Source organism: Rothia sp. HSID18069 (genome assembly GCF_003989155.1).
Taxonomy (GTDB): Bacteria; Actinomycetota; Actinomycetes; order Actinomycetales; family Micrococcaceae; genus Rothia; species Rothia aeria.
This window is the reverse complement of record NZ_RBMG01000002.1, coordinates 37876-62766: the sequence shown is the minus strand read 5'-3', so window position 1 is coordinate 62766 and position 24891 is coordinate 37876. Positions and strand designations below refer to the sequence as shown.

Annotated in this window: 19 protein-coding genes; 10 read left to right on the top strand and 9 right to left on the bottom strand. The window is 59.0% G+C overall.

The features are described 5' to 3' along the window. Positions 1-319: 319 nt before the first annotated feature. Both mfd and D8M41_RS06110 read left to right on the top strand, forming a co-directional pair. On the top strand, positions 320-4069 hold the full coding sequence (mfd, locus tag D8M41_RS06115; RefSeq protein ID WP_023133845.1) for a transcription-repair coupling factor: 3750 nt from the start codon (positions 320-322) through the stop codon (positions 4067-4069). 85 nt (positions 4070-4154) lie between these two features. After that, the gene (locus D8M41_RS06110; RefSeq protein ID WP_006888179.1) at positions 4155-4445 is read left to right on the top strand and encodes a hypothetical protein; all 291 of its coding nucleotides are present in this window, start codon (positions 4155-4157) and stop codon (positions 4443-4445) included. A gap of 141 nt (positions 4446-4586) precedes the next feature. On the opposite strand, the gene D8M41_RS06105 is transcribed toward D8M41_RS06110, so the two are convergent. Continuing rightward, positions 4587-4859 carry a hypothetical protein gene (locus tag D8M41_RS06105; protein WP_006888093.1) on the bottom strand — a complete coding sequence of 91 codons (273 nt, stop codon included), beginning with the start codon at positions 4857-4859 and terminating at the stop codon, positions 4587-4589. Between the two features lie 192 nt (positions 4860-5051). Here D8M41_RS06105 and D8M41_RS06100 point away from each other — a divergent pair, with 192 nt between their 5' ends. After that, complete coding sequence (locus tag D8M41_RS06100; RefSeq protein ID WP_037285754.1) at positions 5052-6461, top strand: NAD(P)H-quinone dehydrogenase; 1410 nt, start codon at positions 5052-5054, stop codon at positions 6459-6461. Between the two features lie 83 nt (positions 6462-6544). Here the strand turns inward: D8M41_RS06100 and D8M41_RS06095 are convergent, their stop codons facing one another. The 3 genes from D8M41_RS06095 to D8M41_RS06085 all read right to left on the bottom strand — a co-directional run bounded on the left by D8M41_RS06095 (position 6545) and on the right by D8M41_RS06085 (position 10888). After that, entirely contained in the window at positions 6545-7966 is a 1422-nt protein-coding gene (locus D8M41_RS06095; RefSeq protein WP_006888111.1) for an MFS transporter, read from the bottom strand. Between the two features lie 238 nt (positions 7967-8204). After that, entirely contained in the window at positions 8205-10028 is a 1824-nt protein-coding gene (locus tag D8M41_RS06090; protein ID WP_006888243.1) for an acetyl/propionyl/methylcrotonyl-CoA carboxylase subunit alpha, read from the bottom strand. A gap of 131 nt (positions 10029-10159) precedes the next feature. Further along, positions 10160-10888 carry a Maf family protein gene (locus tag D8M41_RS06085; RefSeq protein ID WP_006888195.1) on the bottom strand — a complete coding sequence of 243 codons (729 nt, stop codon included), beginning with the start codon at positions 10886-10888 and terminating at the stop codon, positions 10160-10162. A gap of 164 nt (positions 10889-11052) precedes the next feature. Here D8M41_RS06085 and D8M41_RS06080 point away from each other — a divergent pair, with 164 nt between their 5' ends. Then, positions 11053-12252 carry a low temperature requirement protein A gene (locus D8M41_RS06080; RefSeq protein WP_006888247.1) on the top strand — a complete coding sequence of 400 codons (1200 nt, stop codon included), beginning with the start codon at positions 11053-11055 and terminating at the stop codon, positions 12250-12252. An 81-nt stretch (positions 12253-12333) separates the two neighbouring features. Here the strand turns inward: D8M41_RS06080 and D8M41_RS06075 are convergent, their stop codons facing one another. After that, the gene (locus D8M41_RS06075; protein WP_006888229.1) at positions 12334-13731 is read right to left on the bottom strand and encodes a dicarboxylate/amino acid:cation symporter; all 1398 of its coding nucleotides are present in this window, start codon (positions 13729-13731) and stop codon (positions 12334-12336) included. Positions 13732-13898: 167 nt separating this feature from the next. Between D8M41_RS06075 and D8M41_RS06070 the strand changes: the two genes are divergently transcribed. Both D8M41_RS06070 and D8M41_RS06065 read left to right on the top strand, forming a co-directional pair. Continuing rightward, on the top strand, positions 13899-14687 hold the full coding sequence (locus D8M41_RS06070; RefSeq protein WP_126926604.1) for a hypothetical protein: 789 nt from the start codon (positions 13899-13901) through the stop codon (positions 14685-14687). Positions 14688-14741: 54 nt separating this feature from the next. After that, complete coding sequence (locus tag D8M41_RS06065) at positions 14742-15962, top strand: glutathionylspermidine synthase family protein (RefSeq protein WP_126926603.1); 1221 nt, start codon at positions 14742-14744, stop codon at positions 15960-15962. Positions 15963-16038: 76 nt separating this feature from the next. On the opposite strand, the gene D8M41_RS06060 is transcribed toward D8M41_RS06065, so the two are convergent. The 4 genes from D8M41_RS06060 to D8M41_RS06045 all read right to left on the bottom strand — a co-directional run bounded on the left by D8M41_RS06060 (position 16039) and on the right by D8M41_RS06045 (position 20742). Beyond that, on the bottom strand, positions 16039-17784 hold the full coding sequence (locus D8M41_RS06060; RefSeq protein ID WP_126926602.1) for a DUF885 domain-containing protein: 1746 nt from the start codon (positions 17782-17784) through the stop codon (positions 16039-16041). Between the two features lie 291 nt (positions 17785-18075). Continuing rightward, positions 18076-18486, bottom strand: coding sequence for an acyl-CoA carboxylase subunit epsilon (locus D8M41_RS06055; protein ID WP_126926601.1), 411 nt, complete (start codon positions 18484-18486; stop codon positions 18076-18078). 81 nt (positions 18487-18567) lie between these two features. Beyond that, the gene (locus tag D8M41_RS06050; protein ID WP_126926600.1) at positions 18568-20169 is read right to left on the bottom strand and encodes an acyl-CoA carboxylase subunit beta; all 1602 of its coding nucleotides are present in this window, start codon (positions 20167-20169) and stop codon (positions 18568-18570) included. Between the two features lie 288 nt (positions 20170-20457). Next, a complete protein-coding gene (locus tag D8M41_RS06045; RefSeq protein WP_126926599.1) occupies positions 20458-20742 on the bottom strand; it encodes a YciI family protein in 285 nt (94 codons plus the stop codon). Positions 20743-21060: 318 nt separating this feature from the next. Here D8M41_RS06045 and D8M41_RS06040 point away from each other — a divergent pair, with 318 nt between their 5' ends. The 4 genes from D8M41_RS06040 (at position 21061) to D8M41_RS06025 (ending at position 24767) form a co-directional block, all read left to right on the top strand. Next, a complete protein-coding gene (locus D8M41_RS06040) occupies positions 21061-21978 on the top strand; it encodes a biotin--[acetyl-CoA-carboxylase] ligase (protein WP_126926598.1) in 918 nt (305 codons plus the stop codon). A 57-nt stretch (positions 21979-22035) separates the two neighbouring features. Then, positions 22036-22533 (top strand): hypothetical protein, encoded by a 498-nt coding sequence (locus D8M41_RS06035; protein WP_006888105.1) that lies wholly within the window; start codon positions 22036-22038, stop codon positions 22531-22533. 207 nt (positions 22534-22740) lie between these two features. Further along, positions 22741-23871 (top strand): adenylate/guanylate cyclase domain-containing protein, encoded by a 1131-nt coding sequence (locus D8M41_RS06030; protein ID WP_006888126.1) that lies wholly within the window; start codon positions 22741-22743, stop codon positions 23869-23871. Then, positions 23871-24767, top strand: coding sequence for a PP2C family protein-serine/threonine phosphatase (locus D8M41_RS06025; protein WP_006888038.1), 897 nt, complete (start codon positions 23871-23873; stop codon positions 24765-24767). The genes D8M41_RS06030 and D8M41_RS06025 overlap by 1 nt, the downstream gene beginning before the upstream one ends. The last annotated feature ends 124 nt before the right edge of the window (positions 24768-24891 follow it).

The following is a 24891-nucleotide window of genomic DNA, read 5'->3' as shown; positions in this document are numbered from 1 at the left end:
CGGAAGCTATATGAAAAGTGATATATCGGTGTTAGTGAAAGGTTACCACGAAAAGGTTTTAATATTCGGGGGTATAGGCCGAAAAATACTGTTATATCCGCGACTTTTTATGTGCTTACCTGAAAAGCACACCGCATCCAGCATAAACCTGGGAATATGTCTAAAAGTTGCTGAGTGCCGCTGCGCACACCCCTTAACCCACGTCAAATACCGCTTAGTCGCCCCGTGCTGGTACTAAAATAATGGGAGGCCCTATAGCCGGGCCCTCTGCACGCGCCAGTACGTAGATACTCATCACATCAAGGTAGAAGGAGCCACAGTGAAACTAACCGGCCTGAGCAGGACGCTCTTGGGGTACCCCTCCTACCGGAACGTAGTTGCCGCCGCGCAGCTGCCCGCTACCGAACGCAGCGCCCAGACCCTCATCGGGGCGGTTCCAGGGCTGCACGCCCCGCTCATCGCGGACATTGCCGCCGCAATCCGTAACTCCACCCGCCGCGAGGGAACCGGCAAAGAGCCCCTGACTCTCGTTATTACCCCCACCGAGCGGCAAGCCGAAGATACTGCCCACGCCCTCGGCGCCTATCTGCCCGATAACGACATTGCGCTCCTGCCCGCCTGGGAAACTCTGCCCCATGAGCGGCTCTCACCCCGCAGCGACACCGTCGGCCGCCGTCTCGGCGTACTGCGCGCCATCACACAGGCAGGGGAACGCACCCCGCTCGTGCTTGTTGCACCTGTACGCGCCGTGATCCAACCCATCGTGGCGGGCATCGAAAAACTGGTGCCCGTCACCCTCACCAGGGGTGAAGAATACTCCTTCAAAGAAGTCATTAAAGGCCTCACCAACGCCGCCTACTCGCGCGTAGACCTTGTGGCTAAACGCGGTGAATACGCGGTACGCGGCGGCATCATTGACGTCTTCTCACCCACCGCAACCAATCCGGTGCGCCTGGAATTCTTCGGTGACGAACTTGATGAGATCCGCTACTTCTCAGCCGCCGATCAGCGCACGCTCACCGGCGAAGGCTCCCAGCCCGACCGCATCACCCTGCCGCCCTGCCGGGAACTGCTCATCACCCCCGAGGTCATGAGCCGTGCCGCCCGCCTCGTTGGGGACTACCCGACCGCCTCCGCCATGCTCGAAAAAATTGCTGGAGGCATCTACGTTGAAGGTATGGAATCCCTCACCCCACTACTGGTTGAGCGCATGAACACGCTCATCTCTCTCCTCCCGAGCGGTTCACTGGCGTTGAGTGTAGAACCTGAACGAATCGCCGCCCGGGCAGAAGACCTCGTAGCAACCAACGAAGAATTTCTCACCGCCGCATGGGACACCGCCGCTGAAGAGAACTCAGCAGCCCCCATCGACCTTGGGCAGCTGCGCATGAGTGAGGCAGGGTTCCGCACCATCACCGCCACCCGCACAGAAGCACTCGATGCGGGCATCGGCTGGTGGGAAATCACCGAACTGATCGCCAACGCCGAGCTTGCCGCATCCGTACCGGATGACCCTGCGGAAACCGATACTGCAACCGAAAAAACGAGCGCTCATTGTGCGCTCGCAGACGCCGTAGCGGATGGGGTAGACACCCTGGTGGTGCGCGCATCTGCGGCTGCATCGTTTACCGGCTCGGTGCAGCGGATGCTTGAAGAAGTAGGGGCACTGGTCAAAGACGGCTGGCGGGTGCTGGCGCTCACCAACGGGCGGGGCTCCACCGACCGGCTTATTGAGCTCTTTAACGATAGTGAAGTGCCAGCATCACGCCGCGACACCCTGGATACGGGAATTGAACCCGGCATTATTGAGGTGTGCGAGGCCCCTGCATCTGCCGGGTTCCTGCTGCCTCAGGAACAGTTGGCGGTCTTTACCGAAGGTGAAATCCTGGGCAGGCGCGGCACCTACGCCCCGCGCGGGGTAACCGGATCAAAACTCAAAGCCCGCAGGCGCCGCAACGCGGTAGACCCACTCTCACTCACCCCGGGCGACTACGTGGTGCACGAACGGCACGGCATTGGACGGTTCATTGAGATGACCTCACGGCCAGTGGCGGGGGTAAAACCCGCCGCCGGGCAGAACGTGCCCATGCGCGAATACCTGGTGCTGGAATATGCCCCCTCCAAACGTGGAGGAGCCCCCGACAGGCTGTTCGTGCCCTCCGAACAGCTGGATATGATCTCACACTATGTGGGCAGTGAAAAACCCACCCTGTCGAAGATGGGCGGCAGCGACTGGGCGAAAACAAAAAGCCGCGCGCGCAAGGCCGTCAAAGAAATCGCGGCCGACCTGATTAAACTGTACTCGGCACGGCAGGCCTCGCGCGGGCACGCCTTCACCGAAGACACCCCGTGGCAGCGGGAACTGGAAGAATCATTCCCCTACAACGAAACCCCCGACCAACTGAACGCCATCTACGAAGTAAAAGCCGACATGGAGAAAGAACTCCCCATGGACCGGCTAATCTCCGGCGACGTTGGGTTCGGTAAGACCGAGGTGGCGGTGCGTGCCGCTTTTAAAGCCGTACAGGACGGTAAACAGGTGGCGGTACTGGTTCCTACCACACTCCTGGCACAGCAGCACTACGAGACATTCACTGAACGGTTCTCTGGTTTCCCGGTCAAAATTAAAGTGCTCTCGCGTTTCCAGAAACCGAAGGAATCACGCCAGATCACCGAAGAAATAGCCTCCGGCGCGGTGGATGTGGTGATTGGTACCCACCGTATCCTCTCGGAGAGCATTAGTTTTAAGGATCTGGGCCTGGTCATTATTGATGAAGAACAGCGTTTCGGGGTGGAGCATAAAGAGAAACTGAAACAGATGCGCACGAATGTGGATGTGCTGGCAATGAGCGCCACCCCCATTCCGCGGACCCTAGAGATGTCGCTGACGGGTATTCGGGAGACCTCGACTCTGGCAACGGCCCCGGAGGAGCGGCACCCGGTACTCACCTTTGTGGGGGCCCGTACCGATGCACAGATTACCGCCGCTATCCGCCGGGAACTGATGCGTGAGGGGCAGGTGTTCTTCGTCCACAACCGGGTGGCAAACATTGATAATGTGGCTGCCGAACTCGCCAAACTAGTGCCGGAGGCGCGCATCGCCACCGCCCACGGGCGTATGAGCGAGGCCCGGCTGGAGCAGATTATTGTAGATTTTTGGGAACGCCGCTTCGATGTGCTGGTATGCACCACAATCGTCGAGACAGGCCTGGATATTTCGAACGCAAACACCCTCATTGTTGATAACGCCCAGAATTACGGGCTGAGCCAGCTGCACCAGCTGCGTGGGCGTGTGGGGCGAGGGCGTGAACGCGCCTACGCCTATTTCCTGTACCCGCCGGGTAAGCCGTTGGGGGAGGTCGCGCTGGAGCGCCTGAAAGCGGTGGCAACCCATAACGAGCTAGGCGCGGGTTTGCAGCTGGCCATGAAAGACCTTGAGATTCGCGGTGCGGGGAACCTTCTTGGCGGGGAGCAGTCTGGACATATCGCCGGTGTGGGGTTTGACTTGTACCTGCGCCTCGTGGGGGAAGCCGTGGCAGACTTCAGGGGAGAGAAAGACGAGCGTGACGTTGAAGTGAAGGTGGACCTTCCGGTAAACGCACACATCCCGCACTCCTATATTGATGCTGAGCGGCTACGGCTGCAGGCATACCGGCAGATTGCTGCTGCCGACACCGAGCAGAAAATGGCTGAAGCCCGCGAAGAGCTCACCGACCGTTACGGTGAGCTGCCCGAGCCGGTGCAGAACCTCTTAGCCGTGACGGCGCTGCGCCAGCGTGCGCGTGCGGCAGGTATTCGGGAGATCGTGGTGATGGGCCCGAAGGTGCGCGTAGTAACCGACGAGCAGCTGCCGGATTCGCGGCAGATGCGGCTGGGGCGCGTGTACCCGGGATCCTCGCACACCCAGCCGAAAGGACTGCAGACGTGGCTGACCCTGCTGCCGCGCCCAAAGAGCAGCCCAGTGGGCGGCATAGAACTGGTAGACGCGGCGATGCTTGAATGGTGTCAGCAGCTGATCGACACGATTTTCGCGGACGTACCGGGTGCATCACGCTCCGCACCGGAGTAGGGTAAAAGAAACGGGCTGTGCTGCGCGGCGCCCACCCGCGTGGCGGTGCGCAGACATAGCTGACAATGCGTAGAAAGAGGTAGTGATGATTCCGTTATCTCGCCGGGTACTCACCCCGCGCACCCCCGGCGGCTGGGCACTGTTTATGGGGCGTATCGCCGCCGCTGTGCTGCTGGTACTGGTGACGTTGGGTGCGTGCGTGTGGGCTTTCTTCGGGCAGGACGCCTTCATGGCGTACCTGGCAGTAGCGGTTTTTGCTTTAATTGCCGCCGGGTGCGGTACCTACGCGGCGGTATTCTTCCTCGCCCACCGCACCAAGGTGCGGAAAGGAGAATACGGCATGAGCGGCCCAGTACAGTTCCGGCGGGGTAGGTAGTTGGGGCAGCTCTCCCGCTAAAGAATATGTTTGAGATAACAAGAAAAGGCGGGCAGCTGTGGGAACCCCCAGCAGCTGCCCGCCCCATAAGACCCTCAGAGGCTACGCATAGTAATGCAGAGCCTGGCGGTGTAAAAGGAGCTAGTCCTGAACCTTGTTCACGTCTTTAATGACGCGGGTGGTCTTTGACGGCAACACGTGAAAAACAAGCCCGAAAAACAGCCCGTAGCACACTAGTGCACCGGCATACCAAAACCAGCCGTCATGTTCGCTAAGAATACCCAAGCCATCCGGGTAGGTACCCAGCAGGTAGAGACCCAGCAGCAAGAACACGAAACACCCGATGAAAAGGACCGCGTTTTCAAGATGTTTACCCTGCCCCGAATAGGTATGCACAGTTTTTTTCTCAGACATTATCTTCCTTATAGTTGGCGGTTAGCACCGACCGCTGGTGTGTGCTTAAGGATTTCCTGCCTCCAAGTATAGTTCGGTGCACCGACAAATGCACGGCCATATCGGTGCTGCCCTTGTGAATGTGGGAAGTTACGGCACACAGTGTGAGCTTTTCCGCTTGAGTCTGCCAGGGATATAGCTCACAATGAAAGTGTGACTTCATCAGTAAATTACGCATCGCAGCGAATCGTGATACTCGGCGCGGGACCAGGTGGCTATGAGGCCGCCCAAGTCGCGGCATCTTCCGGAGCAGACGTAACCCTCATTGAGCGGAATTCCATTGGCGGCTCCGCAGTCCTTACCGACGTCGTACCCTCAAAAACTCTCATTGCCACCGCAGATATGATGACCCGCTTCTCAGACGCCGGGCGTCTAGGCATCGAAAACACCAAAGGCAAAGCCCCCATTCTGCAAGTGGACATGAAACGGCTCAACGCCCGAGTCCTTGAGCTGGCCCAGCAGCAATCCGCCGATATTAAACGGGCACTCTCGGCGGCGGGCGTAAAAATTGTGCAGGGCACCGGGAAGCTCCTTGACAGGCACACCGTTGAAGTGACCGACGAGGCGGGCCTGACCTACAACCTGCACGCCGACTTCATCCTCCTCTCTGTCGGTACGCACCCGCGCGAAATGGCGACTGGGCGTCCCGACGGGGAACGTATCCTCACCTGGACGCAGCTATATAACCTGCAAGAAGTCCCGAAAGAACTCATCGTTATTGGCTCTGGTGTGACCGGTGCCGAATTCGCCTCCGCCTACGAAGGGCTGGGGTCGCAGGTCACCCTCATCTCATCCCGCGACAGGGTGCTGCCCGGTGAGGATGAAGACGCCGCCCGTGTGCTGGAGGACGTTTTTGAGCGGCGCGGGGTGCGGGTGATGCCGCGCTCGCGCGCAAGCGCTGTGGAACGCAGCGAGGACGGGGTGGTCGTCACCCTCTCGGACGGGCGTAAAGTGGCCGGAACCCACTGCCTTGTCGCTATCGGGTCTATCCCCAACACGGAAGGGCTTGGGCTAGATGCCGCCGGTGTTGAAGTGAGCGACTCCGGGCATGTGGTGGTCGATGGGGTGTCCCGCACCTGCGTCAACAATATTTACGCTGCGGGGGACTGCACAGGCGTGTACCCGCTTGCCTCGGTTGCCGCGATGCAGGGGCGCATCGCTATGGCGCATATTCTGGGGGATGCGGTCAAGCCGCTGCGCACCGACCGGGTGGCGGGCAATATTTTCACCACCCCCGAAATTGCCACCGTGGGTGTGAGTGAGAAAGACATTGAGGAGGGCCTGTACCGGGGTGACACGGTGATGCTTTCTCTCACTACCAACCCGCGCGCTAAGATGATGGCGGTCAGTGACGGGTTCGTGAAGGTTTTCGCGCGTAAACACTCAGGCACTGTTATCGGTGGGGTAGTGGTGGGCCCGCGTGCCTCCGAACTGATTTTCCCGATCTCGCTGGCTGTGGAAAAGAAACTAACGGTGGACGATCTGGCTGAGACATTCACCGTGTACCCCTCCCTATCTGGTTCGGTGTCTGAGGCGGCACGTAAACTGCACACCCGTGGTTAGCTCTGTAACAGCTGCGACCGTTTAACGGTTTAGGGGCACGGCTCTCATGTAAGAACCGTGCCCCTAAACTGTGGGGAGAGCCGTTATTTCTTGGAACCCACCGCGTTCATATCAACGTCGCGGGTCTCGTGGGTGAGCAGAATAAAGACGACGCTCAACGCCGAAGCTACTGCCAGGTAAACCCCAACGGCGCCCACGCCGCCGAGCTGGTTCAGCCATACCGCCACGAACGGGGTAAGTGCCGCACCCAGAATAGATGCCATATTGTAGGCAATCCCGCTGGCAGTGTACCGCACGTTGGTGGGGTACAGCTCAGGCAGGTAAGCGCTCATCGAACCGAACGAGAGGCCCATTAGGCACATGCCGATAAACATGAACACGGTGACCGCAGCAGTATTAGCTGATGCCCCGGTGCCCACCACAGAAGGGGCGATCATGAGCGTGAACATGCACCCGAAAAGCGCCATGCCGATCGTGGTCCACAGCTGCTGCTGGCGGCGTCCGAACCTATCAGCCAACCAGCCCGAGAGCGGAATGAAAAGGGCGAAACCGGTAATGGAGATCAGCTGAATAACCAGGAAATCACGGTACGCGATCCCCAGGCCGCCGTTTTCGACCTTGCCGATACCGTATGAGAGGATCCAGGCGGTCATCAGGTAGAACAGCACATAGCAGGCCACCATAATGAAGGTGCCTTGGATCATGGGCCACCAGGCCACCTTGAACGCCTCAACCAGGGGCGCCTTCACTTTCTCGTCGTTCTCCACGGCCTTAGCGAACACGGGGGTCTCTTCAAGCTTGAACCGCACGTACAGGCCCACTGCGACCATCACGATGGAGAGCAAGAACGGGATACGCCAGCCCCACACCAAAAAGGGGTGGTTCAGGTTTTTGCCGTCCACAGTGGAGTTGAACGTGATCCAGCTGGTCAGCAGCAGCATGAACCCATTGGCGAAAACAAAGCCGATAGGTGCACCCAGCTGGGGCCACATGGCGGCGCGGGCACGTTTGCCTTCCTCCGCGTACTCGCTGGCGAGCAGGGCAGCACCCGACCATTCACCGCCCAGCCCAAGGCCCTGGCAGAAGCGCATAATCGTCAGCATTGTTGGCGCCCACAACCCGATCTGGTGGTAGGTGGGGAGCAGCCCAATGAGGAAGGTTGCCAGACCCATCGTCAGCAGTGCGCCCACGAGAGTTGCTTTACGGCCGATCTTATCGCCGAAATGCCCGAAAACAACCGACCCGAGAGGCCGGGCGATGAAGGCAACACCGAAAGTGGCGAATGAGGCCAAAAGCTCGGTGGTGGGGTCTTTCGAGGCGAAAAACAGTGCCGGGAACACCGCGACTGCGGCGGTCGCATAAATATAAAAATCGTAGAACTCGATAGTGGTGCCCACCAGGGACGCCAAAATAACGCGACTACGTGGTGTAGCGTTAGCTAACGAGGTGGTATCCGGTGTCCTTTTGACGGGCTCGCCGGAGGCAGCGTGTGCTTGCGCGCTCAAAGCTGTACTCCTTAGTACTGTGAACGAGCCACACCCAATACTGCGGGTGTGTGATAAACTCAACTTTTTACTGTACGCCTGCGGTGGTTACCTTGGCTAGGCGCGACCAGTATTCGGACCATCACACCGGCCTGCTGGTGGCGGTGGTACTGCCCACAGCACATAAATAGCCGGTGCGGCCGCCCCAGGGGGGCAGCCGCACCGGCTGAGAAAATGTGGTTATTGCCCGAGGCAGCCGTTACTTAATGGTTGCCAGCACCTGACCGGCAGTGACCGTGTCTCCAGCCTTCAACGAGAGGCCCGATACCTTACCCGCCTTATGCGCGGTAATCGGCTGCTCCATCTTCATGGCCTCAAGCACCAGCACCAAATCACCCTCAGCGACAGTATCCCCATCAGCCACGGCAACCTTCACGATCGTGCCCTGCATGGGGCTGCTCAGGTCATTACCGCCAGCGGCGCCACCTGCACGCGAGGAACGGGATTTACGCGGCTTCGTGGAAGTCTTCGCAGCAGACTTACCGGATGCGGCCCCCAGATCGGGCAGCACAACCTCCAGCCGTTTGCCGTTCACCTCTACCACCACGCTCTGGCGCTGTGCCTCATCATCATCCACATTGCCGGGGGCGCCCTCATAGGGGTCAATGGTGTTCTTAAAGTCAGTCTCAATCCAGCGGGTATGAACCGTGAAATCACCGCCCGGGGCGGGGGCGTAAGCGGGGTCATCCAACACTACGCGGTGGAACGGAACCACTGTGGGCATCCCCTCAATCTGCAGTTCCTGCAGGGCGCGGCGGGCACGCTCAATCGCCTGTTCACGGTCTGCGCCGGTGACAATCAGCTTAGCGAGCATCGAATCGAAGTTGCCGCCAATCACATCCCCCTCGACAAACCCCGAATCCCAGCGCACACCGGGGCCGGAGGGTACCCGCAGCTTCTCTATAGTGCCGGGGGCGGGCATGAACGAGCGGCCCGCGTCCTCACCGTTGATACGGAACTCAATCGAATGTCCGCGCAGCTGCGGGCTGTCGGGGCTGATCTGCTCACCGCGGGCAATACGGAACTGCTCACGCACCAGATCAATACCGGCGACCTCCTCGGAGACCGGGTGCTCAACCTGCAGACGCGTATTCACCTCCAGGAACGAGATGGTGCCGTCCGGGGCGAGCAAAAACTCGCAGGTGCCCGCGCCCTGGTAGCCAGCTTCGGTGAGGATCGCGCGGGATGCCTCATACAACCGTTGTGTCTGCTCCTCACTCAAGAACGGGGCGGGAGCCTCCTCAATGAGTTTCTGGTTGCGGCGCTGAAGCGAACAATCGCGGGTAGAAACCACTTGGACGTTTCCGTGGGCATCCGCCAAACACTGGGTCTCAACGTGGCGCGGGGAATCCAAGAAACGTTCAATAAAGCACTCGCCGCGGCCATAGGCGGCAACCGCCTCACGTACCGCCGACTCGTACAGCTCGATCACGTCGTTACGATCACGCACCACCTTAATGCCGCGCCCGCCGCCGCCGAAAGCTGCTTTAATGGCGATGGGCAGGCCGAACTCGTCCGCGAATTTCAGCACCTCATCAGCGGATTCCACCGGATCCTTTGTGCCGGGCACTAGCGGCGCCCCTACTTTCTGCGCAATATGGCGTGCGGCTACTTTATCGCCGAGCTGCGTGATTGATTCGGGGGAAGGGCCAATCCAGGTTAGCCCCGCATCAATAACCATCTGGGCGAACTGCGCATTTTCAGAGAGAAAACCGTACCCCGGGTGCACCGCATCCGCACCGGCACGGATCGCAATCTCAAGAACTTTCTCCATGACCAGGTACGAGGTGCCCGCTGTAGCGCCGTTAAGGGCGTACGCCTCATCGGCAAGTTTCACATGCTGGGCGTCACGATCAGGCTCGGCGTAGATGGCGACGGTCTCTATACCCTCGTCGCGGGCGGCACGGATCACTCGCACCGCGATCTCCCCGCGGTTGGCAATCAGGACTTTGCTGACCGGGCCCGTGTGGCGATTCGGTACCGCCGTAAATTTCTTCTTATCGTCTGCCGGATTAGTGGTCATGGGGGTGAGCTTCTCCTTATTTATCCTGCCGAAAGCATAGCGAGAAACGGCTGGGATAGCGAATATATTGTGCGCCTTGACGCGAAAAACGTTAGAAAATCATGGAGTGAAAGGAACACGGGCGCAGGTGCCTACCCCGCAGGTTCGGCCCAGAGGGTACTCAGTGGTACCCCAAGCCGAGAGAGCATGTCTTTGAGCGCGTTCACTGGCAGGCCGATCACCGCATGCGGTTCACCATAGACACCGCGAATAAACGCCGCCCCGTAGCCGTCTAAAGTGAATGAGCCTGCTACCTGTAACGGCTCACCGGTAGCCACATAGTCCTCAATCTCCTGCTCGCTCATCTGCGCAAAATGTACTCGTGCGCTGCGAAGCTCAGATTCGTGGGGGATCATACACGCCTCACACGGGTCGGCGTCTTCAGGGGCGGGCCGCAGATCCACTAGATAATGCCCGGTGTGTAAAGTTCCCATTTTGCCGCTCATCGCCGTAATCCGTTCACGCGCCTTCTGCGGAGTGTACGGTTTACCGTAGGCGGTGCCCTCGAACTCGAACACTGAATCGCACCCCAACACCAGTGCATCCACAACGCCTTCGTCTTCTAACTCGTGCGCAACAGCCCGCGCTTTTGCTTGGGCCAGCAGCTGCGCAGCCTGCGCCGGGGTGTGCTGGCCCCCATCGGTTTTTGTGGCGCGGGCAAGAACCGCATCCTCATCAATATGGGAGACGCGTACCTCAAAGACAATACCGGAGTCTTCTAGAAGCTTTTTGCGGGCCGGGGAAGCCGAAGCCAAAACCAGGCGTGGGGTCCGTGCCTTAGCAGCGGAAGCATCGGGTGGTGCGGAAGTCATACCCACCATTCTAGCCGTCTGCTCCGTACCGCCCTAAAACGGGTTACCGCATGCGTGTTGGGTTCGGCTGGGAGGCAACGAACAATGCCGCTAAAACTAAGGGGTGGGCTCACACACATTTTCAGTTTGACCCCGTAGGATGGAGACAGACACAGACTTTGAAAGGCCCCAATATGTCATCATTATCTGAACCTATTGGCCGCCTCTACCTGCGGCCTATGCACCCGCGAACTCCGGGGGATAAAGCGCGCGCGGCATCAGCCGTGGAGCTTTTTTCAGACCTAGTTTTTGCCACCGCAATCCTGTTCGCCGGTTCACAAATACACCATGTGCTTGGGCAGGGTAACTTCGGCCATGGTGTGGTCAGCTATCTGCTGGTTATGTTCTTCATCTGGTGGACGTGGGTGAATTTCGCGTGGCTGTCCTCATCGTTTGAGGTTGACGACTGGCTCTACCGTTCCCTAGCCGCCATCCAGATGCTCGGTGTGCTGGTGGTCGCCGGGGGAGTGGAGCAGACTTTCGGGGGCACCGTCAATGTGGCCCTCATCGGCTATATCACCATACGCGCGGCGCAGATTGGCCAGTGGGCGCGGGCCTCCCGGTGCGGCGGGGCGGCCGGCCGTGCGGCGCTTATCTACGCAGTGGGTATTGCCGTGCTGGCGGTGCTGTGGGTTGTGTGCGCCCTGTGGGTTCCATTCTTAGCGCTTCCCCTGGTTGTCGGGGAACTGGCTGTGCCCATTATTGCCGAACGTATTGGGCACACCCCCTGGCATGCGCCGCATATTACCGAACGGTACGGGCTGCTGACCCTCATCGTATTGGGTGGCTCGCTCAGGGCCGCAGCTATCGCGGTCTCCCGTGCTCTGGGTGATCATGTGCCGGCACTCTTCGGGGTCGCGGTTCTATCGGTGCTGGTGGCCGGGGGTATGTGGTGGATCTATTTCTGGGCACCCCACCGGGATGTGATAAACCCCAAACGCTACCTTTCCCCGCTCAAATACGGGTACCTGCACTATTTCATATTCGCTGCGGCGGGTGCTTTTGCTGCGGCCGTTGAGGTAATTATTGACCTATTGGCGCACGATAACTACCTGATGGAGCATCAGGCGGGGCTGACCCTGTCTATTCCTGTGGGGGTTTTTGTGGTGGCGGCCTGGCTTGCGGTGCTTCGGGAACACGCGCCGCTTCCAGTGAGTATTTCCCTGCCTGCGGCCGGTGTGCTTATTGTGCTTGAGGGGTTTCTGCCGTTCCCGTTCATCTTTATTGCCCTGACCGTGGTGATGCTTGTGACTCTGCTGGTGCTCTACCAGCCGGTTCCCTCGCGAGCTACCGAAGACCATAAAAGTGTTGAGGACACCGCCGACGTCAGCTGATGCGGCGGCCATTAATGTGTGAGATAAACACTCGTCCCGCCCCGTAAATACACGGGGCGGGACGAGTTATCTGGGGGCTCTTTAGGCTCCGGTTGGCTGCTGTGAGGCAGCGGAAGGAACCGGTTCGGTGTGGGCGGTGTCCACCAGCGCTTGGTCGACGAACCCGTCAGCGCCGCGCGGGGCGTTATAAAGCTGCTCGTTCAGAATGCCCTCACGTTTAGAGACAATCGCGGGAACCAGGGCCTGCCCGGCCACGTTCAGGGCGGTACGTCCCATATCAATAATCGGGTCAATCGCCAGCAGCAGGCCCACCCCGTCAAGGGGAAGACCCACAGTCGAAAGGGTCAGGGTGAGCATCACGATAGCGCCCGTTGTACCTGCCGTAGCGGCAGAACCCAACACCGACACCAGAATAATCAGCAGATACTGCGAAATATCCAGGTGCACTCCGTAGAATTGCGCCACAAAAATAGCCGCCAGCGCGGGGTAGACGGAGGCACATCCATCCATTTTGGTCGTAGAACCCAGCGGCACCGCGAAGGATGCGTATGCACGCGGCACGCCGAGGTTACGTTCGGTAACGGCCTCAGTTATGGGCATGGTGCCCATCGAGGACCGCGACACGAAACCAAGCTGCACTGCGGGCCATACGCCCGAGAAGTACTGTTTCACAGAGAGCCCGTTGAACTTCACGATCAGGGGATACACCACCAGGAACACGAGGAGCAGACCCGCATACAGTGCCGCAATGAACTTCACCAGCGAGCCCATGGATGTCCAGCCGTAGGCGTAGACGGCGTGCCCGATCAGCCCGATCGTGCCCAGCGGGGCGAGGCGAATAATCCACCACAGCACCTTCTGAATAATGGCGAGCGCGCTCTTGACGATATCGATAAAGGGCTTAGCCGCATCGCCCACCTTCAACGCCGCAATACCGATAGCCCCCGAAATCACGAGCATTTGGAGCACGTTAAAGGAAACCGAAGATGTTATACCGGAGTCGGTGGTTTTCGTGGTGACCTCAAGCCCTAAGAAATTGGAGGGGATAATCCCGGTCAGAAATGCTGTCCATGATCCCCGGGTGCTGGTGCTGCCCGAGGTGCTAACCTCTGCACCCACCCCTGGCTGAACGAGCAGCCCCAGTACGATACCGATGGAGACCGCAAAAAATGCTGTAATAGCAAACCAGATAAGTGTCTTAACTGCTAAACGTGCCGCATTCGTTACCTGCGAGAGATTCGAGATTGAGGCAACGACGGCGGTAAACACCAGCGGGATCACCGCGGCTTTAAGGAGAGTCACATAGGATGTGCCGATGGCGTCCAGAGTTGCCATGAGCCAGTTGGGGTTGTTTTTCGCGTCGCCGCCAAGAGCTGTGGCGGCAAACCCTAACCCAATGCCAATAAGGAGGGAAGCGATAATCTGGTTGCCAAAAGAGGCCGCCCAGGAGGGAAATCTAAATGTTCGTGTGTTAGCCATGGCGCTTACTGTAGACCTGTTGGGCGGGGCGGTCGAATTTAGATGACGAAGTATTGCAGGGATAAAGTTTCGAGTGGTCCTTCAGGCTCCCATTCTGCCTTGGTATGATGGGGTGTGCCCCCGTAAATCCGCGACTGTAGGGTGTATAACCCTGAAGGAGACACCTCATGAGCAGTGCCCCAGGTAACGAGAGTGCCGCCTCAAAACTAGCGAATACGGCTGGTGAGGCTGCTGCTAATATCCCCAGAACAGGTGTTAGCGGTAAACGGTGGCTGGCTATTATTGGGGCGGGTGCCCTAATTGTCAGCGGCAGCGTGTTTGCCTATAACTCATTGCATAAAGAAGAAGAGGCGTTTACCGCTGACGGCGGTGAAGAGTTTGCCCAGGTTTGCCAAGACGCAAAAACTGGGCGTCGGGTTGAAGACTCCGAATGTGAGAAAGCGGGCGAAGCCGCTAACTCCAGTGACTCCTCATCCAGCTCGAATAGTAATAACAGCAGCCACAATAACAGCGGGTCAAACTCAAACTCTGGTACGCACAATAACCAGTCCCATGTCACCAACGCGTTCCTGTGGTACTACATTGGCAGTCAGGCTGGCCGGAACGGGAGTATTCCCGCAGTAGGGTCGTCGCTGACGGGCGGCAGCACCTCCCGCCCGTCGTCCGGCACGGTCTATAGCGGTGTATCTTCTAAGGGCGGCGGGTTTGAGTCGTCTTACCGCAGCGCCAAGAAGACCAGCACGGTCGCTGGCGGTAAGGTCACGTCCACCACTAGCGGCGGTAAGAGCAGCAGCGCAAAGTCTGGGTCGAACCCCGGTTCGCGTGTGGGCAGTAATAAGTCGGGCAGTAATTCTGGCGGCTCCAAGTCAGGAAGCAACTCCGGGTCCAAATCAGGTGGCTCTAAAGGCGGCTTTGGCGGAGGATCCAAATCGGGCGGAGGCACCTCCGGCGGCTAGGAACCCGGCCCCTGAGCAAACTCACCATTATCCCTTCATGAGCGAACGGACACCATGCGACGCGAAGAATTCCCTGCCCACCGCCCGGGGTGGGAACAGACAATTGATGAGGAAGGCCTCACCTACAGCATCGATTTCCCAGGCGACACCCATTACTGGAACGAGTACGCCGCCTACGTGTTCACCCCCGACGAGATGGACAGCATCAGGGCCCAGTCGGAACAGATACATAAGATGTGCCTGAACGCCGTAGAATACATGGCCTCAGGGGCATTCGGCACCCTGGGGCTACCCGAACCTGCGTTTCAGCTGGCTATTGAGTCGTGGAACCAGCAGGACCCCGATTTTTACGGCAGGTTCGATTTCACATACTCCGGTATCCCCGGGGACCCCCTGAAACTGCTCGAATACAACGCAGACACCCCCACCGGCATTATTGAGGCAGCTATCTGCCAGAAAACCTGGTATCAGCAGCAGCGTCTTGACGCGCAAGGCTACGGGCACTGGGGCGAGATAGGGGAGGCGTTTACCGAACGGTGGCGGCAGATCTTCGCGGCTGAGACCACCCCGCAGCTTCACCTTGCGCACGTGAACGAGAGTATTGACCCCTACCAGGAGGACTACAATAACGTGTGGCTTATCGCCCACGCCGCCCAGCTGGCCGGGGTTAAGACCAAGCTCATTCCCATTGACGAGATCATTTTTAATGAGGACACCAAATCGTGGTCTGACGCGGACGGTAAGCCCATTAATAACCTCTTTAAGCTGTACCCGTGGGAGGACCTGGTGACGGATTCGGAGTCCGGGTACGATAAGCTGCTCTTCGCCTACCACGGCTCGATCCGCCGCTGGGTTGAGCCAGCCTGGAAAATGTTCCTCTCAAATAAGCTGCTGCTGGCCGCCCTGTGGGAGATGTACCCCAACCACCCCAACCTAGTGCCCGCCTACGCCGGACGCTCAGGTGGGCTGACGAACTGGGTGCGTAAACCCATTTTCGGGCGTGAAGGTGACGGCATTGAAGTGCATGCCCCCGACCACGGCATTTTCTCCCGCGATGAGGAGGATGAGCATTTCATCCATGCCCCCGAGAGCGAGTTTGTGTACCAGCAGTACATTCCCGCGCCCCTGTATTCGGGCCTCATGCAGCCCACCAACCACCCGATGCTGGGTGTGTGGATGGTGAACGGGCGGGCCGTGGGCATGGGCATCCGCGAATCGGACGGGCCGGTCACCGACTACTACTGCCGTTTCGCCCCGCATCTTGTCAAAAAGTAGAGCAACGGTACGGGGCTGATGGCGCACCTCAAAGCTGCATATGCTGTGCGGTGCCCCCTGTGCTGTTTCGCTGGGTTTAGTCGTCTTCGTCGTCCTCTTCGTCATCAGCCATGACCTCGTCGCTGAGCGCGCGACGGAGCGTATCGAGCCCCACCGAGCCGAGCATGAGCGCCCGTGTGTGGAACTCCCGCAGCGTATCGCCCTGAGCCAGCGCCGCCTGCCGCAGCTGCAGCCAGATACGCTCACCCACCTTATAGCTGGGCGCCTGACCGGGCCAGCCCAGGTAGCGGATGAACTCGAACCGGATAGTGCCTTCGGAGCCTTCCAGGTTCTGCACCAAAAACTCGTACCCCAGTTCGGGGGTCCACACGGTTCCCGGTTCAACACCCAGACGCGGTGCCCACTCATCGGGTACCGGCAGTTCACAGTGCACACCGATATCGAACACCACGCGAGCTGCGCGCATCCGCTGGGCGTCCAGCATCCCCATCCGGTCCCCGGGGTCCTGTAAGAAACCCAGCTCGTCCATGAGCCGCTCGGCGTATAGGGCCCAGCCTTCACCGTGGCCTGAGGTCCACATCATGCTCGCCCGCCACTTGTTCATAGTGTTCGCCATCGCCGTAGCCACCGAAATCTGCAGGTGGTGCCCCGGCATGCCCTCATGGTACACGGTGGATGTTTCACGCCAGGTGGCGAAGGTGTCATCCCCTTCCGGCACGGACCACCACATGCGGCCCGGGCGAGAAAAATCGGGGGAGGGCCCGGTGTAATAGATGCCGCCCTCGTGGGTGGGGGCGATTCGGCATTCAATGTTCAGCATCGGGCCGCCAATATCGAAATGGGTGCCCGCCAGCGCCTCAACGGCGGTATCAGCGTGGGTCTGCATCCACTCCCGCAACGCCTCGGTGCCGTGCAGGGCACGCACCGGGTCCATATCCAGCAGCTCTTTGGCACGTTCTATGCTGGCGCCCGGTTCGATCTCTGAGGCCACAGTATGCTGCTCAGTAATAATCCGTTCCAGCTCCTGCACGCCCCAGGCGTATGTCTCGTCCAGGTCGATGCTAGCCCCCAGTGATTCACGCGAATACAGGGTGTAGAGTTCCCGGCCCACCGCATCTTTGCTGGGGGCTTCGGGCAGCAGGGTGTCGCGCAGGTATGTGATGAGGGCACGGTAACCATCCTTAGCGGCCTGGGCGCCTTCGCGGGCTTGCTCCGTGATAGCGGGTGCTGCGGCGGTGATCTCTGCGGCCAGGGCATCAAAGAACCCGCCATCGGCAATGTACGCTTCGGCCTGCTCGATCACGATCTGCACCTGGCGGCGTGGGGAAACTTTGCCCTCCGCACGTGCCGCCTCAAGGGTCTGAATAAAACCGTCGATAGCGCCCGGAACGTTCGCTAAACGCCCGGCAATGTGCGCCCAGTCCCGCTCGTTCTCACGGCTCATAAGGTCGAATGAGGTACGGATCTGCTGGGGTGCACTGAAGATGTTATTCAGCTGCCATTGCCCCAACCCTGCACGACGCATTTGACGGGTAAGCGTGAGCCGCTCCTGCATGGCATCTAGAGTCACCAGGTCTGTGTCATCAATGGGGATGACCTTATCCAGCTTTTTCAGGGTTTTTTTGACGAGCTTCGCATATGCTTCTTCACCAGCGGGGGAATAGTCACCAAAGAGTGTTTCAACACCTGTACGGCCGTGCTCGGTGGCAAGAACTGGGTCTAAATCAAGGGATGCTTCATAGAATTCATTAGCGATGCGATCAACGTCGGTCTGCGCTCGCTTAATGCGATAGATAGCCGGAAGTTCGTCGTAGATGGTCATGGTCTAATCCTATCCCAGAATGTGTTTTCTGTCGCATTTAGCAGGCGTTGCATTTGGCAGTATTCAGGGTCGTAATCACCCGCCAGCGCCGAGTCTTACCCTCTAGAATATCCATTGGATACCCCGAAATACTCTGACATATGTCATGTACTGCTGCTGAAAATGGCCCGCACACCGGTACGAGGTTCATCTGAGAAGGGCCATTTAAGAAAGAACCGGGGCAAGTTCGAACCTGCTTACTGTACTGCCACCAGAGCGCGTGCAACGATACAGGCTGAAGGGACGTTGCTGTTACATAGGCCGTGCCCGACGCCATGACCCCGGCCCCGGTTTAAGGGAGGCGCCCAGCCACTGGCGGCGGTTAAGCAGGCGGGAAGCCGTAGCCAAAATCGGGTTCTGCTCCTTGGCGGATGCGCCCGCCTGCATTGCATACACCAGGGCGGTCAGTGCAGCCACTTCCTCATCTGTGGGGTTACCCTTTACGACCCGCAGCAGCGGTGCAGGGCTCTGCTGTGCAGCATCCTCAGCCTGCTGGTGCACAACCGGTGCCGCCGTACCGGCTGCCTCAGGTCCACCCGGTAGCCCCTGCTCTGTACTGCCCGCTGTCGCAGTTTCGGGTTCGGTGTTGGGGGTGGAAAGGGATGAACCCTCCTCCTTTTTCTTACCGAACGAGAAATAGCTCAACGGGTTATAGGCCGCCATGGGCCCTCCTTCATACAAGTCGTCACTTAATACCCGGCTTAGAAGGCACGGATCATCTCAAACCGTACCAGTGCACAACACCTACAGCGGAATATTCCCGTGTTTCTTCGCGGGGGTGGCTGCGCGTTTATCGTGCAGCGCCCGCAGGGATGAAATAATGCGCACGCGCGTCTCGTGCGGGGCGATTACCTCATCCACGTACCCCAACTCCGCAGCCTGGTACGGGTTCAGCACCTCAGCCTCATACTGCTCAATTAGTTCGGCGCGGTGCGCATCAACATCTTGGCCCGCCTCCGCTGCGGCCGCCAAATCTCGACGGTGCAGAATGTTCACCGCGCCTTGGCCGCCCAGCACACCGATCTGGGCGGTGGGCCAGGCCAGGTTAATGTCGGCACCGAGCTTTTTAGAGCCCATCACAATGTACGCCCCACCGTACGCTTTACGGGTAATAACGGTCACCAGCGGTACGGTTGCTTCAGCGTAGGCGTATAACAGTTTGGCGCCGCGGCGAATAATGCCGTTGAACTCCTGATCGGTGCCCGGCAGGAACCCAGGCACATCCACAAACGTCAGAATCGGCACGTTAAAGGCGTCGCAGTGACGCACAAACCGTGCCACCTTTTCGGAGGCGGCAATATCAAGGCACCCGGCAAACTGCATGGGCTGGTTTGCCACGATTCCCACGGTGCGCCCCTCAACGCGGGCGTACCCGATCATGGCGTTCGGGGCGTACAGTGCCTGCATCTCAAGGAAATGCCCGTTATCCACCACCGATTCGATAACAGCCCGCATATCGTAGGGCTGGTTTGCGGAGTCGGGGATGAGGGTATCTAAATCAAGGTCGTCCACGGTGACCGCCGGCTCTTGGTCGTGATCCAGCGGCAGCGCCTCAGATAGGTTATTTGACGGCAAAAACTCCAGTAGTTCCCGCACAAAGTCGAAGGCGTCTTCCTCATCTTCGGCCAGGTAGGTACTGGTACCGGTCACCGCATTATGCTGGCGGGCACCACCAAGAGTTTCCATATCCACCTGCTCACCGGTGACAGCTTTAATGACGTCCGGGCCGGTAATGAACATGTGCGATGACTTATCGACCATCACAATATAGTCGGTCAGGGCGGGGGAGTAGGCGGCACCGCCGGCACAAGGACCCATAATCACCGAGATCTGCGGAATCACCCCGGAGGAACGCACATTCATGCGGAAAATATCGGCAAACATTGCCAGCGACGCCACACCCTCCTGGATGCGTGCGCCGCCGCCGTCATTAATACCGATGACGGGGCACCCGTTCTTCAACGCGAACTTCTGCACCTTCACGATCTTCTCGCCGTTCACCTGTGAGAGGGAACCGCCGTACACTGTAAAATCCTGCGAGTACACGGCAACAAGCCGCCCATCAATAGTGCCGTAGCCCGAAACCAGGCCATCCCCCAGCGGCTTCTTCTTATCCATGCCGAAGGCGGTGGTGCGGTGCCGCGCCATTGCGTCAAACTCCACAAAAGATCCCTCATCCAGAAGCATGTCAATACGCTCACGCGCCGTCTGCTTCCCGCGCGCATGCTGTTTTTCGACGGCTGCCTCACCGCCGGGGTTAATGGTCTGCTCGCGCCGGGCAAAGAAATCGGCGAGTTTACCGGATGTGGTGCTCAGGTCAAATTCCTGCTGAGTCTGCTCAGACATGTGTTCCTCAATTCGGGCGGCGCGCAGAGAGGTCTTCTGCGGTTCTGGGTGTGCGCACAGGCGCAGCAGGCTCACCCAAGCTACGGCGAACCTTACCTTACAACTATAGTGTGAACGAGTATCCGGTGCCAGATAGGTTCCGGCGCGGCGTCATATTCGGGTGTGGTCTCCACGCCCCGTTAGCTGATTGGCAGTGTACTAATGGTGCGGCACCCGCTGTAGGGAAAACGTATCGCCTTACCCGCGGCAGCTCACCCTAACCACCGGGCGCCGCACCAAGCGAAACGGTTAGCAGATGCTGCCAATCACCGGGTTCCACTCCTGCACTGTGTACGAGAGCACCGCCCCGCCAGTGTTCATAGGATCTTCCCGCACCAGAGCCTCGGCAGCATCAGCGGAGTCTGCTTTCACAATCAGAAGCGCCCCAGCGGCAGAACCGTCCCGCATGAGCGGGCCGGAGACAACCAGCGGCCCCGACTCGGCCTGTTCGGCCAGGTACTGCCGGTGTGCCGGGCGGTGCGCATCCTGCTGCTCGGGCGCGGCATAAACATAGGTGATTGCGTAATAAGCCATTTGTCGGTTCCTTCCGGACGGGTATCGGGGTGGGAGTTACCTCCCGTTCCCCTTAAATCTACCGCACCCGCACCGTTCCACACCGGCTGCACATCTATATAATCGGCCCCCAAGGAATAAAAATTACAGTGAATACACAGCCAACAGCAGGCACATCTGGGAAGAAACCGGGGTGCATCCGTATTACCCTATAGTAGGAGGGCTGCCCGTGCTCAACACCATCACACAATGGGGCGGTCTAAGGGACGCAGCACCGGTAGCACCCGCCTGCCCTTGGGCGTAACCGGCGGCGAAAGAACGAATTCTAGGGTGAGAATAATGGGTAATAACACCATGAACCAAGAACGCGTACACAACGCGGCCGAACAGCACGGGTACCGTACCGTGCGCGTGTTGGAGCACACCGGATCAACGAATGATGACGCACGCCAAGTGCTCACTGACCCAAACCCCAGCGTACGGGAGCAGCTGGGGGAGCTCTCCGTCTTTGCCACGGACGATCAGCGCGCCGGGCACGGTCGGCTAGACCGAGCCTGGGTAACCCCTCCAGGTACCGCGCTTGCGGCCACCGTTGTGGTGCGCCCCCACGCCGGGATAGGGCAGGGGGTGGCCCCCGAAAACTACCACTGGCTCACCCTCATAATGGGGCTAAGCGTGCGCGAGGTGCTGCGTGAACTCGGCGTAGACTGCGACCTGAAGTGGCCAAATGACCTCATCGCCGGGGGTAAAAAATGCTGCGGGGTGCTCGCCCAGCTCATCCTTGAGCCCGCGGGGACGAACCCGGCCGGTACCGCAGCAACATCAATGAGCGTGCTGGTGGGCGCCGGAATAAACCTGAACATGCTCGAAGAGCAGCTGCCCACCGAAACCGCAACAAGCACTCGCGTGCTGCTGGGGCACACAGTAGACACCGAACAGGTGCTTACCCACCTGCTGGAGGTTTTCGCCCGTCGTTACCGTGCCTTCTGCAGTGCAGGCGGAGACCCCGAAAGCCCCGGTGGCGGCGAGCCGTCACTGCTGCAGCAAGCCCGCGAGCACACCCTCACCCTGGGAGCGCACGTGGCCATGCACCTGCCGGATGGACGGGTCATTACCGGTACGGCGGAAGATATTGACGATCAGGGGCGCATCCTGGTGCGTTCAGACGGGGCTCTGACCGCCTACTCGGTGGGCGATATAGAGCATCTACGCGCCGCCGACGGATCATACCTGGCGACCCGACCACCACAGGCCTAACCCTTTACCACCGCCCCGTTACGCTTTCGAGAACATCACCGCCCGAGAGGACAACCCATGAAATTCAGGGGAAAACTACTACCGGCAGAACGAACGATCGTCATCACCCGAACCCACCCCATTAAGCTGCTTCCCGTGCTGGGGTACGCTATGCTCGCAGCCTGCGCCTGGAGCTTCGGCTCGGCCGCACGTTCATCGAACCTGCTGGCGTGGCTGGGCGTTATTCTCAGCTTCATAAGCATTATTGTGGCGGTGCGTAAGCTGCTGTACTGGCTGGGTCGGCGGTACATTGTCACCACCCACCGGCTTATGATGACCAACGGGCTGCTGAGCATGCGCGCCACCCAAGGCATGCGGCTCGACCAGATGGGCCGCCGCTGGAAGAGGCAGGGGCAAATGGGCAAATGGCTGGGATACGGGTCGGTGCAGGTTGAGCTGCTGGGCACCAGCATCCCGCTGACCTACGTCCCCGAACCCGACAAGTTTTTGCGCATTATGGAGCATTCAGTGCGCACCTACTATCCGCTGCGAGCAGGGTATATGCGCCACGGCTAAACGGGAGCTATCTCCCGGGTAGTTAAAGGCGCCCGCCGTTCAGGGGGCGGGTGCAGGCCCGCAAGCAACAAGAAAATATCCATCGTTCTGCGGGTCTATTAAGGCGGTTGCCGCATAAACCGAGTATCCTATAGTGTGAAATAAGGCACGTGACACCGGTTTTACTGTGTGTCAACCACCAGTACATCGCCGAAAGGAGGGGATGCAATGGTCGATAGGAGCGCTAGCACCAGCTCTCTGCCCGTAACCCACGGACCAGAAACACAGATGCTTAACCTGAAAATTCTGCAGAACCTATCACAGAGCAATATTTACCGGGACGAAAAATCCAAAGAAGGCGTGCGTTCCCTCGAAAAAACTCTTCTGGGTGAAGGCCCTCGATACACCCACCGGCAGGCCGCCTTAGCCGCCGGCATGGACCCGCAGAAAGCCCGAAAAATCTGGCGTAATATGGGGTTCTCAGACACCCCCGCAGAAGAACACTACTTCTCAGACCGCGATGTGCAGCTGCTGCGTACCATTGTTGAACTAGAACGTGAAGGCGAAGTTACTTTTGAAAGCGCCCAGTCGATCGTGCGCTCAGTAGGGCAGCTGACCGACCGGATTGTGGCCTGGCAGATCGAAAGCCTTGTTGACGATATTGTCGCCCGCGAAGGCGTCAGCGACGCGCAGGCACGCCGCACCCTGCTCTTTAAACTGCCTAAGCTGATGCCCGCCCTCGAAGAGCTCGCCATGTACGGGTATCGTCGTCAGATGTACTCTGGTGTGCTGCGTCTGGCCCTGCGGGAAAACCGTGACCCCGGTGAATCACACAAACTGCCGCTCATGCGCGGGGTGGGGTTCGTCGATATGGTCTCGTACACTTCGTTAGTGCGCTCGCTTGATAAAGGCGAGTTGTCGCGTCTTATTAACCATTTTGAGCAGAGCTGCCTGGATGTGATTGTGCCCCGCCGCGGGCGCATTATTAAAACCCTGGGGGACGAGGCGTTTTTCCTCACAGAGTCCCCCGAATCGGCTGCCGAGATCAGTTGCGAACTGGTGCGCTCATTTGACCGTGACCCACAGATCCCCGGGGTGCGTGTGGGGTTTATTTGGGGTGAGGTGCTGGCCAGCCGTGGCGATGTGTACGGTTCGAGTGTGAACCTTGCCTCACGGCTCGTGTCTATCGCGGAACCTGGCACGGCCCTGACAGATTCGGTAACCGCTGACGTATTACGCGAATCAGAGACTTATTTTAGGCTTACGGAACAGGGCACCAAAAATGTACGAAGTTTTGGAAATATTGGTACCGTAAGTGTTAGTCTCGGTAGCAATAATACGATGGAGAGTACACAGTAATGAGCACTAATCTTCACATGCGCACAGGCAGCGCTACTCATCGCGGCGTGTACCGGGAGAATAACGAAGATTCCATGATTGTGGCCGGGACGCTGTGCGTGGTGGCCGATGGTATGGGCGGGCATGAGGCAGGTGAAGTCGCTTCGCGCCTGTGTGTGCGGCAGCTGGCGTACTCTTCTTTTTTTACCTTGCCTGGGGGCATGAGCCCCGAAGAGCAAGAAGACTATGAGCGCCGCGTTCACGATGAGAACAAGGGTAAATCTAACCGCCGTAAAACCAGTGAACTGAACAATGAGATTTTGCGTACCTTAGAGCGGCTACGCAGCCTGATTGGTGAGGCAAATGACCAGATTAAGGGTGCACTCTCTAAGGCTGGGGGCACCACGGTTACAGGCGCCTGGCTCACACATATCGGGTCTCAGCAGCTTTGGGTGATCTTTAACGTGGGGGATTCCCGTACCTACCGGCTGGTGCGTGAGCAGGAGGGGTTCCACCACTCCGAGATGGAAATGCTGCCCGGTAATGCTGGCAGCGCCTCGCTGGAGCAGGTGACTGCCGATCATTCGGAGGTTCAGTACCTGGTGGATGAGGGGCAGATTACTCAGCTTGAGGCACTAACCCACCCGCGTCGTAATGTGATTACCCGAGCGTTGGGTACAGGCAACTATTGGGAGCCTGACTTCTGGGTTTTCCCGGCCCATGAGGGCGACCGCGTGATGCTGTGCTCGGATGGGTTATCGGGTGAGCTCTCGCATGAGTATATGGCGCGGGTGCTCACGTCGGTGCGGCACCCTCAGGATGCTGCGGATGTGCTGCAGTATGAGGCACTACGTTCGGGCGGGCGGGACAATATTACGGTAATCGTGGCTGACGCGATCGTCCCGGATGAAGACTGATAAACTACGCTATCGCACGGCGCCGGTGGGTTTGTGGCTCGGTGAGCACAACCTGCCAGCGCTTACACACTCAACGCTTATAGCCTGAGAACGTTGTCGCATGACCGCAGGCCTCTCACAGGCT

Coding starts and splice junctions, on each gene's coding strand:
- D8M41_RS06110 (WP_006888179.1), top strand. CDS start 4,155: ATGATTCCGTTATCTCGCCGGGTACTCACCCCGCGCACCCCCGGCGGC.
- D8M41_RS06105 (WP_006888093.1), bottom strand. CDS start 4,859: ATGTCTGAGAAAAAAACTGTGCATACCTATTCGGGGCAGGGTAAACAT.
- D8M41_RS06090 (WP_006888243.1), bottom strand. CDS start 10,028: ATGACCACTAATCCGGCAGACGATAAGAAGAAATTTACGGCGGTACCG.
- D8M41_RS06085 (WP_006888195.1), bottom strand. CDS start 10,888: ATGGTGGGTATGACTTCCGCACCACCCGATGCTTCCGCTGCTAAGGCA.
- D8M41_RS06080 (WP_006888247.1), top strand. CDS start 11,053: ATGTCATCATTATCTGAACCTATTGGCCGCCTCTACCTGCGGCCTATG.
- D8M41_RS06075 (WP_006888229.1), bottom strand. CDS start 13,731: ATGGCTAACACACGAACATTTAGATTTCCCTCCTGGGCGGCCTCTTTT.
- D8M41_RS06070 (WP_126926604.1), top strand. CDS start 13,899: ATGAGCAGTGCCCCAGGTAACGAGAGTGCCGCCTCAAAACTAGCGAAT.
- D8M41_RS06065 (WP_126926603.1), top strand. CDS start 14,742: ATGCGACGCGAAGAATTCCCTGCCCACCGCCCGGGGTGGGAACAGACA.
- D8M41_RS06060 (WP_126926602.1), bottom strand. CDS start 17,784: ATGACCATCTACGACGAACTTCCGGCTATCTATCGCATTAAGCGAGCG.
- D8M41_RS06055 (WP_126926601.1), bottom strand. CDS start 18,486: ATGGCGGCCTATAACCCGTTGAGCTATTTCTCGTTCGGTAAGAAAAAG.
- D8M41_RS06050 (WP_126926600.1), bottom strand. CDS start 20,169: ATGTCTGAGCAGACTCAGCAGGAATTTGACCTGAGCACCACATCCGGT.
- D8M41_RS06045 (WP_126926599.1), bottom strand. CDS start 20,742: ATGGCTTATTACGCAATCACCTATGTTTATGCCGCGCCCGAGCAGCAG.
- D8M41_RS06040 (WP_126926598.1), top strand. CDS start 21,061: ATGGGTAATAACACCATGAACCAAGAACGCGTACACAACGCGGCCGAA.
- D8M41_RS06035 (WP_006888105.1), top strand. CDS start 22,036: ATGAAATTCAGGGGAAAACTACTACCGGCAGAACGAACGATCGTCATC.
- D8M41_RS06030 (WP_006888126.1), top strand. CDS start 22,741: ATGGTCGATAGGAGCGCTAGCACCAGCTCTCTGCCCGTAACCCACGGA.
- D8M41_RS06025 (WP_006888038.1), top strand. CDS start 23,871: ATGAGCACTAATCTTCACATGCGCACAGGCAGCGCTACTCATCGCGGC.